6 protein-coding genes and 3 pseudogenes are annotated in these 10,231 nt (G+C 45.8%); 6 read left to right on the top strand and 3 right to left on the bottom strand.

What is annotated here, in order from left to right; all coding sequences use genetic code 11:
* The 3 genes and pseudogenes from AU511_RS15995 to AU511_RS17950 all read left to right on the top strand — a co-directional run.
* Window positions 1–342: integrase core domain-containing protein (locus AU511_RS15995; RefSeq protein ID WP_139829404.1), on the top strand; the 342-nt coding region annotated here is incomplete at its 5' end.
* Window positions 343–763: 421 nt separating this feature from the next.
* A pseudogene (locus AU511_RS17825) lies at window positions 764–850 on the top strand (mobilization protein mobC); the annotation flags it as partial.
* A pseudogene (locus AU511_RS17950) lies at window positions 833–957 on the top strand (mobilization protein mobC); the annotation flags it as partial. The pseudogenes AU511_RS17825 and AU511_RS17950, both read left to right, overlap by 18 nt.
* Here AU511_RS17950 and AU511_RS15985 read toward each other — a convergent pair.
* The 3 genes and pseudogenes from AU511_RS15985 to AU511_RS15975 form a co-directional block, all read right to left on the bottom strand.
* Window positions 954–1,268 (bottom strand): CcdB family protein, encoded by a 315-nt coding sequence (locus AU511_RS15985; RefSeq protein WP_094110276.1) that lies wholly within the window; start codon window positions 1,266–1,268, stop codon window positions 954–956. The pseudogene AU511_RS17950 and the gene AU511_RS15985 sit on opposite strands and share 4 nt — an antisense overlap.
* 2 nt (window positions 1,269–1,270) lie before the next feature.
* Window positions 1,271–1,507: a type II toxin-antitoxin system CcdA family antitoxin gene (locus AU511_RS15980; protein ID WP_094110275.1), complete on the bottom strand. Its 237-nt coding sequence runs from the start codon at window positions 1,505–1,507 to the stop codon at window positions 1,271–1,273.
* A 330-nt stretch (window positions 1,508–1,837) separates the two neighbouring features.
* Window positions 1,838–2,782 (bottom strand): annotated as a pseudogene (locus tag AU511_RS15975) (ArdC family protein); the annotation flags it as partial.
* Between the two features lie 405 nt (window positions 2,783–3,187).
* Here AU511_RS15975 and AU511_RS15970 point away from each other — a divergent pair.
* The 3 genes from AU511_RS15970 to AU511_RS15960 all read left to right on the top strand — a co-directional run bounded on the left by AU511_RS15970 (window position 3,188) and on the right by AU511_RS15960 (window position 10,011).
* On the top strand, window positions 3,188–4,207 hold the full coding sequence (locus tag AU511_RS15970) for an IS110 family RNA-guided transposase (protein ID WP_094110274.1): 1,020 nt from the start codon (window positions 3,188–3,190) through the stop codon (window positions 4,205–4,207).
* A 482-nt stretch (window positions 4,208–4,689) separates the two neighbouring features.
* A complete protein-coding gene (locus tag AU511_RS15965; RefSeq protein ID WP_094110273.1) occupies window positions 4,690–8,730 on the top strand; it encodes an NACHT domain-containing protein in 4,041 nt (1,346 codons plus the stop codon).
* A 261-nt stretch (window positions 8,731–8,991) separates the two neighbouring features.
* Complete coding sequence (locus tag AU511_RS15960; RefSeq protein WP_205756463.1) at window positions 8,992–10,011, top strand: 5'-nucleotidase; 1,020 nt, start codon at window positions 8,992–8,994, stop codon at window positions 10,009–10,011.
* The last annotated feature ends 220 nt before the right edge of the window (window positions 10,012–10,231 follow it).

Here is a 10,231-nt window from a genome sequence, read left to right as displayed (position 1 = left end):
AGCTATCCGGCGACGATAAGAACCGATCAGGGCCCGGAATTTACCTGCCGCGCGCTAGACCAATGGGCCTTTGAGCATGGCGTGGAGCTGCAACTTATCCAGCCCGGTAAGCCGACACAGAACGGATTTATTGAGAGTTTTAACGGACGCTTTCGCGATGAATGCCTGAATGAACACGGGTTCAGTGACGTCAGTCATGTCAGGAAAACCATCAGTGAATGGCGTCAGGATTATAACGAATGTCGCCTGCACTCCACGCTGAATTATCAGACGCCGTCTGAATTTGCGGCGGGCTGGAGAAAGGGTAATTCTGAGAGAGAAGGAGCCGACATTACTAACTGAGCGTTGTATCTAATCTTGGGGGCAGGTCACTAATGTTAAAGAGCCATAGGTTAATTCAATATATTTTCTCTGTGGCTCAATTTTTTACCTAATATCTTTTCCAGTAAGAGAATGGCCAACTAATAGCTGATGAGTAATGGTTTTTTTCTGGCACTGTAGTGGTCAACAAAAATTGACAACTGAGTTAGAGATTCTCCAGCATCAGTTTTTCGGTTTATTTAGCGGTAAGGTAATCCCCCCGAAAATCGCTGCTGGCATAAATAGAACTTTCTCCTAATCTAAGGTTTTAGGGCATTTCGATGAAGCGATGGAGTTTTACTGACCGCCAGATCAGTGCCATTCTCATACAAGTCAAGGATGATGCTTAAACTTGATCATCACTTCCGCTTCTGGCACGGAGCGGACAGAGAGTAAAGTCACCAAGCACCTTGAACAGCGCCGTCTGATGCTGCAATGGTGGGCTAATTTTCTGGATGCTAACAGCAACGGTCTGGTTAGGCTGTTTGACAGTATTAGAACGGTGGCAAGGTACGGTATTCCGGTTCCGTTTGACGCCAGATGTTTCTGTTCCGCACTATTGACGAACTGGAACAGGCTCCCGCCAGCCACGACTAAATGCCGTCAATGAGGAAATCGATGGCAGCCTTTACCTGAGTACGGTGCTGCGACGCATCACAAAACACCGCCCCCAGAGCCTGGACAGGGATACTTGCCAGCTCGTGGGTCATTACGGCGTATTCTTTGCCGTCCATCAGCCTGACAACGGGGACAAGGCGAGCCGGTCGGCGGCCTGCCGGATACTTTTCAATAGGGAGCAATGGGATCACTATCCGACGATTCAATTGCCCAATAATATCGCTCGTGACATCGAGCAACAGCGGGTAAACGACGCTTTTCCCGGTATTACCGTATACAGTGAATTGCATGGTTAAAACGTCCTGTATTCATCGCTGAAACAACCCTGCTCATCATGAAAACGATTTAGTGCTGCGATAGCCTCACTGTTATCTTCCTGCCATTTTTTCGCTTCATGATAGCGAAGCTCTGCATCCAGCGCGGTTGTCAGGGTAGCACTCAGATTAATACCCGCCTCACGCGCTCTTACCAGTAAGGCACGCTCTACTGTCATGGTCACGCTCTGCGTGTTGCGTTGTTTCGCGGTCATGGGTTCTCTCCTGCATGAAATACGTGCGCATCACACGGCATAATACACTTATTATAACACCAAAAACAGGCTCTACTACCGTTGCAGTCCTGCAAACTTCACAGTCAGCAGCCATACCTGAGCCATCGTTTGCAGCAATTACCGCTGTACAAACGCCGTTTGCGGGATGCACGGGCTCTTTACCGCCCGCACCCGCAGCCTGCGAATTTTCCGGGCATCGAATGTCCGAAAAATTCGCAGGTAAATTAATCTCCCTGAGACTTCTGTCACTCTGCCGCCCCGCAATAAGGTTAAAGCCGCACTCCTTTGCGGCTTATCATCTCCGACTAAAATCTTACCCATCAGGTAACGATGCGCTTTTGAGGCAGCGCTGGCCGCTTTGAAAACATAGCACTTATCGTTTTTCAGCGCGTAGAGCCATGAGGCAATATAGCTTTCATGCTGCACCTCTCCAACAATCCCCAAATCCGCCATCAGAAAAGCACTTCCCAGCTCAGCCACTAATTCCTCCTCCGCATAATCTGCACTGCCAAATTTCCCTTTCATTTCACGGTTAAGTCGTTTTTTACCACCGCTCCAGTGGACAAGTTCATGCAGGCCGATAGCGTAGAAATTAGCTGCATCTGAAAACAGATGGCGTTCAGGTAGCCAGACTTCATCAGTTAAGGGTCTGAAAAAGGCGTTTTGTCCTTTCTCGATGATGTTTGCGCCGCTCTTACGGAACAGATTTTCAGCCTCCGGCAACAGCCCAAAGGTTGCCTCCGGGCTGACTGTTTCCGTTGTCAAGGGCAAACCGTCGATTTGCTGAACGTTAAACACGGTGAAGGTTTTCAGAATCGGGATATGTTCAACTTCTCCGGCGTCGTTTTCCTTCTCCAGCGTGGTGTAGAAAATAGCTGTTGTGCCATGTTCACCTTTTCGAACCTGCCCACCTACTGCCTGCGCCTGTTTGTAGGTCATCCAGCGTGAATCACCGAAGCCCTGTTCTGACACACTGCACCACAACAGCATGATATTCATTCCGCTATATGCGATACCGGTTGCGAAGTTGGAAGGCAACCCAGACATACCCGGCACTCGTTGCCACGGGCAAGACCATGGTTTTACACTGGCTTCAAGCGCTGCAATGATGTTGTTGGTGACAGTCTGATAAATATCTGTTCTGGTTTGAGAAAATTTCGTTTTTGAGGAGCCTGACTGCTCCAGCGGGGATACGCTGGTCGCCGCTGCGGTGTTAGGGGCGCTAGTCTGGGTGGTATGCAGGGAAATGGTCATGTTTTTTCTCCGTCAGCGGTGTGATTTTCGTCTTCGTATCGCCTGACGGTTCGCTTTCCCGACATCGTTCCGGCACGCAAGGGCGCAGAATGCGTGCCATTGACCCTTGCGGGACGGGTTGTGTTGGGAAACGATTAACCGGAAGCTGATACGCGAACGGAAGGCACACGGGAGAGAAAACTGACCCTGTATAGGCGGGCGTAGCGCCCCTTAGGCAGCAAAGGTGAAATGGGTTTGGGGTTTAAATAGCGGTATTAACTCAACCCTTCTTTGGCAGTATGAGCTTTATCCCCAAAATTTACTCAATTAGTCACGACCCCACTATTAATGAGATGGACGCTCCACTTAAACGCCATCAGATGTGCCAAAGTTGAGCGTCACATTCTGGTTAAAAGGAGCGCAAAAATGCAAATATCTACCCTCGGCATTGATCTGGCTAAAAACGTAGTCGTTTTTCATGGGGTTGATCGTACAGGAAAAACTGTTCTAAGAAAAAAACTTAGCCGTGGCCAGTTGGTACACTTCGTTATACAGCAGCCATCCTGCCTGATTGGTATGGAAGCATGTTCATCAAGTCATCATTTCGCCCGTATATTTATCCGTCAGGGTCACGAAGTCCGGATGATGCCACCGCAGTATGTTAAGCCGTATGTCAAAACCAATAAAACCGACGCAGCTGATGCAGAAGCCATTTGCGAGGCTGTCACCCGTCCTAATATGCGATTTGTACAGGTGAAAACAATCGAACAACAGGCCGTTATTGCTCTTCATACTGAACGTGACCTGTATATGAGACAACGCACTGCGACCAGTAATAGTTTACGGGCAATGTTGTCCGAATTAGGATTTTGTATCCCCACAGGAATGCGCGCTTTGTATAAAAGCGTGCCAACTATACTGGAGGATGCAGAAAATGAACTCTCGTCTTTTGTGCGCCGGAGTATCAGCCGCCGACTGGAAGAACTACAGGCAAAAGAAGAGCAAATTGCACAGGTTGAGCACGATCTTCAGTCATGGTTCCAGACTCAACCTGATTGCCAGAGAGTGGCCAAAGTGCCGGGTATTAGCTTGTTGACGGCAACTTACCTTATTGCGTCAGTGGGTAACTGTAAGCAGTTCAACACGGCGAAACAGTTTGCTGCATGGCTCGGTCTGACACCACGAGAGCACTCCAGTGGAGGTAAACAACGGCTCGGAGGAATAAGCAAACGTGGAGACGGATACTTCCGCTATCTTCTGGTTCATGGTGCCCGATCAGTGTTGAAACTGATCGAAAGATATAAAGAAAACATGCCATGGCTATACGCCCTGTCACAGCGAAAGCATCACAATGTTGCTGCTGTTGCGCAGGCGACAAAAACGGCCCGGGTGCTCTGGGCGATGTTGACGAAAGGCACTGAGTATAAAATCCGCTTAGCTACCTGATACAAGCTCAGGCAGCGAAGCGGATTGCTGTTCAGACCCGATAACACGTTGTGGCAATGTGAGTGTAGATAGCAGGATGTCAAAACAGGTAAGATCACAGGTGAGAGAAACTGATACCCAGGCGGGGTAATAATAGCCCGTACTTATTGATTGGTACTCACCTGGCGGCGCTCATCATGGTTCGGGGTAATGAAAACCCCATCAGAAACCGGATATATGGCTGCAGTTACTCGTTTTGATCATTGCAGGAAACACCTTGCACTGGCTAAGCGTCCATATATGGTGGGTAAGATCACTTGCATATCGCGAATGTAAAATGTGATGAATGTCCATAAGTTGTATAATGCGGTCAGCAATTGATAAAACAGCCCCCCGATAAAGAAAAAATGCCTTACTATCTCTGATATAAGCAAGAGAACTTAGGCGCAGCTTTTCTTTCTGCTGAAATTTTTGAGCTATCCAACACGAAGCATTTTGTAACTATGAATTCAATCTTCTATCTTGAACGTAATTTTACGCATGGTGACAGGACGTACACAGAGACAGAGTTGCTGGCTGAATCAACGCACATTGTTGTGTTAGCAGAACCCGGCGGCGGGAAAACAGAGCTGATGAAAAGTATCGCTCAGAAACTGAACACTTCTGTCTTAAATGCCAGCGTATTTGCTTATGTGGGAGCAGATAAAGAAAATAGCTCACTGATAATCGACGCCGTTGATGAAGTCGCCAGAATCGATCAATCAGGTATCCATAAACTCCTTGCGCTCGCCAGCACATCAAAGCCAAATCGCGTAATCATGTCGAGCAGGTCAAGCGAATGGGGACTGGCTTCCACCAGTATTTTTGAAAAATTTCTTGGTGTCTCCCCTATGATTGTGAGACTGAGAGAATTCGATCAAGACGAACAACACGCCATCTTTAAGCACCATGCGCCAGCAGAAGACTTCTTTGCATTCCAGACCGAAGTCACTCGGTTTAGTTTAGACATGTTGTTACCAAACCCTCAGTTTCTGAAAATGTTCACCGATGCCTATTTAGAAAGTGACAGGCGATTTGCTGACAAACGTTCAATCTTTGCTTTAGCGGTCGAACGACTGGCCAAGGAAGTCAACCTAGGTATCCCGAAAGCCTCTATATCTCTTCCAGTTGCACAGAAGATTTCATTTTCTGCCGAGGTTTATGCCAAACTTCTGTTGTCGGGTGCAGAGGGAGTCAGCACCATCGACGTGACTGCAAGCCGGATCTACCCCATGCTGCCAGCGTTATTTAGCGGCAGTACTGCCTGTTACGACATATTGTCAACTCAGCTTTTCAAACCCGGCGATAAGGAAGACCTGCACCGCCCGGTTCATAAGATCGTCGCTGAATACTGTGCAGCGGATTATCTTATTAAACGAATTGCCGACCCAGGGGATGTTCTCAGTTTAACAAAGTGCTTGCCTGTTATTGCACCGAACGGTACTGCCAGGGATGAGTTGAGAGGTCTGCTTGGATGGATGGCGGCATTAGGCAACAAGTCAGTACAGGAATCCATTATTGAGCTTGACGCCTATGCGGTTCTCGCAAACGGCGATCCATCACAGCTTGAACGCACGTCGAAACGACAACTTCTTCATCGACTCAAAGAGATTGAAGCCGCAGACCCTTACTTTCGTCGGAGCGATTTCTGGCGCCGGTTCAGCGCGGCTGGTTTCTTCACGCAAGACGTTGTTGAAGAAATAAAACCTCTTTTAGCAATGGACAATGAGGGGCATTTACGTAACTTAATTTTAGAACTTCTGGTAGATTCCCCGGTTAACAGCCAGTTGGCGCCTGAATTAAGTCTGCTTACCTTAAACCCCAACGAGTCTGAACACATTCGTACCTTAGCAAGCATGTGCTTACTCAATGTAAAAGAGTACGATTTCATTGGCGCTTTAGCCGTTTTAATTTTTGAAGCCAGTAATATTTCACTCAATATTGCAGCTAACGTCATCGAAGTTACAGGACCAGAGAAATTTGACCACAAATATCTCTCTGGATTCATACGCGTCTGTGCGAACCTCTATCCCGATCACAAAGAACAATTTGAAAGGGTCGTTGGCTCTCGTTATTTTATTAAAAAGCTTATTTCCTGTTTTTCACCGCATACTCTTGAACTTCTTCTGGACGAATTAACCCATAATCTTCATTGCCATTGTGGGAAAAGATCCTATGAGTGTGATTGTCGCAATGGAATAAGCAAGATCGTCGGTTCAATGGTCGATCGCTATTTTGAATTAACCCAAGCACCGTTTGATCCAGTAAGGATCTGGCAATGGATAGGTAATCTCAATTTTCATCGCCAATGTCAGGCCGATCAAAGCAAATCGGTACAGGTGCTTCGGGAAAATGATACACTTCGTCAGGAGATCATTGCCCATGTATTCGGGCCATTAACGGATCGTAATGAAATATTCAACACAAGAGTAGAAAAGTTCGACGGACACCTGCACCCACATTCAGGCCTTCATTTATGGAGGAATGACTATAAATTCATCCTCAATCTGGCGTTTAAAACAAATAACGTTGACCTGTGGGCGAGTTTCCTTGTCAGCCATCAACGTTACAAAAACAAGGAAGAACAAGGCTCTGATGACTTGCGGGCACAAATGCGTCAGCACGCCCTTTCCAAACCCGCATTTATGCGCGAATGGGCTCGATACAACAATTCAATCAAATTATCCGAACAGGAGCATCAGGTCTGGAGATTCAGACACAGACATAGCCGAAGCATGAAACGTCATGACAGAAAGCAACGGGAGATCCACGCCAGAAATATAAAATTTGTTAATGAAAACAGAGATATTGTAGAATGTGGTCGTCACTGGGGTTGTCTGGTGCGTTTTGCAGAACTTGTGCTCATGTTTCCGGAAAGAATTGAATTAGAATTTGGTGACGAAAAACTGGTTCGGACTGCGTTAAGAAATTGTCTGGATTTCATTACTCCTGAGGTTCCCACCCTTCCCGAACTAGCGGCCCTGCAATGCGAATCTAAATACAGGCATTCTGAGACGATTTTATATGCAGCTTGTCTGGAGATTCTACGTGCAGAAGGCAATCTTGAATGTGTCAATATTGAGTTACTTACAGCCATAAGAACTAACATTCACATGGGATACAACTCAGTTTCGACGGAAGAACGTGACGCGCTACAGACTGAAATCGACCGCCTCATTTTTCCTGATAGTGAAAGTGCTGAAAAATATCTCCGACAGTACGTAGAACCCCAACTCGCTCAGCCATGCCCTCACCCTGAAATCTGGATGTTAAGTGGAGAAGAGGTCTTTCGTCATTCACGCGCTAAACTTTCCATTGAATGGCTTCGTCGCTTTACCGATTTATCTCTTAACTCAGTAGATACACTTTTTGAAATTGCTGCTAAATACGGCGATCGTGATGATTTAAAAGAGATTATTGCAGAACGTTGCTCAGAGATAATATCAGGCTGGCCCAATCCGACAGAAGATGAGGATTTTGAACGCAAGCGAATATTCTGGCTGGTACGGGAGTTCTACTTTCTCGAGAGCATTACAGCTACTTATTGGGCATGGCTAAAATCTAACAAAGATAATTTACTGCATTTTTATGAACGTTCTGGGCGCATGAACCGAAGTGAGCACCGTGCCTGGCCGGAACTTACCTCAATTAAGGTTGAAGCCATTTTAGACGCTTTCTTTGAACAATGGCCGCGTGTTGAACTGCCAAGTCATTGGGGCAGCGATAGCCCTAAAGAGGAAAAAGCCTACCGCTTTTTGACTGATTTAATTTGGTCAATTGAATCAGATATTCCTGACAATGCAATACCTGTACTGGGTCGCCTTCTTACCGATCCACGTCTCACAAGCCAGCATAAAGGGCTGCAAAGTATATATGCTGGTCAGCTCAGGAAAAAAGCGCTCAGGGATTTTGAACCACCGACGCCAGATGAAATAGTCCAACATCTGGATTGTGATTCAGTGGTTACTGTTGAAGGCCTGCGTCAGTTAGTTCTTCAGGAGCTTCATGATTTCCAGAAAGCGATTGATGGCGGTGAGTTTAACTCGGCAGATCGCTTCTATGAAAAAAATGAACGCCTTGATGAGGTGAAGTCTACGGAGATCATTGCTGAACGTCTTAATTTAAGACTCGAACCTCAGGGCATATCGATAACACCTGAGCATCAGTTGAAAGGTCAAAACAGGAGTGACTTCACAGCATCTAAGTCGATTGGTGGAAAAAGACGGCTGCTGGTTACGGAAGTCAAAGGCCAGTGGCACAGAGAGTTATATTCTGCCGCGTCAGCCCAACTCTATGACCGTTATGCCATTCATCCTGATGCCGAGCAGCAGGGTATCTTTCTTGTCATATGGTTTGGAGAAAGCGAAACCGTTGCTGGCCGCAAAACCCACGGAATTAAAACCGCTCAGGAGCTTAAAATTAGTATTGATGCAGTATTACCGGCTGATCTCAGTGGCTTAATTGATGTTTTCGTTTTAGATGTTGCGCGGCGCAGTAAACATTAGCATGAGTTACATCGAACATAAATATCCGATATCACCGCAGGTGTGATAGCAGGCATTTACCACCGAGAGATTAATAAAAATTGGTGGTCATTCTGGTGGCCTTGACAGAAAAAGAATTCTAGCTTACTTATTAGCCAGTTACTGGCAAAGGCGATCCCAGTCAGGGAGCCAGATTTAAGAATCTTGCTTAAGAAATCTAAGCTAGCTTTTTGCATTTCAGTTTGCATCATAGCTCCTGTTCCGTGCAGGGAAGAATTCATCATGGCATCACCTGCTTTTGCCCCACCTACATCGCGAAACAGTTATATTGTACTATACACAGAAATATTCTTAGGGGGTTTAATGGCTTACGATCTTGAACACCGTCTTGTCATAGGTGTTGCCTCAAGTGCTGTTTTTGATTTGAAAGAATCAGATGACGTATTTAAAAAACAAGGTGAACAGGAATACAGAAAATTTCAGGAAAAGAACCTTGATCAATATTTACCTACAGGGATAGCGTTTCCCTTTATCAAGCGTCTGCTCTCTCTTAATGATCTTAGCCCGGATCCGATTAATGATCCCTTGGTGGAAGTAGTTTTACTGTCGCGAAATGATCCTGATACAGGCCTAAGAGTCATGAGATCTATTGAGCATTACAACCTAAACATGACCAGAGCAATATTTATGCAAGGGCGTTCGCCATATAAATATATCCCTGCACTTAATATTGCATTGTTTCTATCAGGTAATAAGGATGATGTTGACGCTGCAATAAAGGCAGGATTCCCAGCAGGACAAGTATTGAATTCAAAATTTGTTGATGATGAAACGGACTCATCTCTTAGGATCGACTTCGATTTCGATGGAGTTCTGGCCGATGACGCATCTGAATCTGTCATGCAAAATTCTGGGCTCGATGAATTCCATGCTAATGAAGTTAAAAATGTCATGCACCCGCATAATCCTGGACCACTCAAAGAATTCCTTGTCAGAATGTCAAAAATCCAATCAGTGGAAGAAAAGTATAAGATACAGAATCCTGGTTATGAGATCCGTTTGAGAATCTCAATAGTGACAGCCAGGAATGCGCCATCGCATGAAAGAGCAGTAACGACATTAAAAAGTTGGGGCGTTATGGCAAATGACGCATTCTTTCTTGGGGGGATTGAAAAAGGGAAAGTATTAGGAATTCTTAAACCACACATCTTTTTTGATGATCAATCCAGGCACTTACTGAGTACGAGCGAGGTCGTACCTTCTGTTCATATTCCATTTGGCGTGATCAACCAAACGAATTGACAGATTGATTATAGTTTTTTCCTTGGACTAATTATTAATCAGTTATTTGCTAAGGCGCTCCCAGTCTGGGAGACAATTTCTTATTTATGGATGTCTACATATGTCTACAGATCATAGTACCCCCAACAACAAAAGTTGCATGAAAATGACACCGTTTTCGGGACGGTCGAACTGCGGCAAAAAACTAAAAAAGAAGAGCGCTGTTTTGGGATTAAGCAAC

This window comes from Lonsdalea iberica, assembly GCF_002111585.1.
Taxonomy (GTDB): Bacteria; Pseudomonadota; Gammaproteobacteria; order Enterobacterales; family Enterobacteriaceae; genus Lonsdalea; species Lonsdalea iberica.
This window is presented reverse-complemented; position numbering and strand designations above follow the sequence as displayed.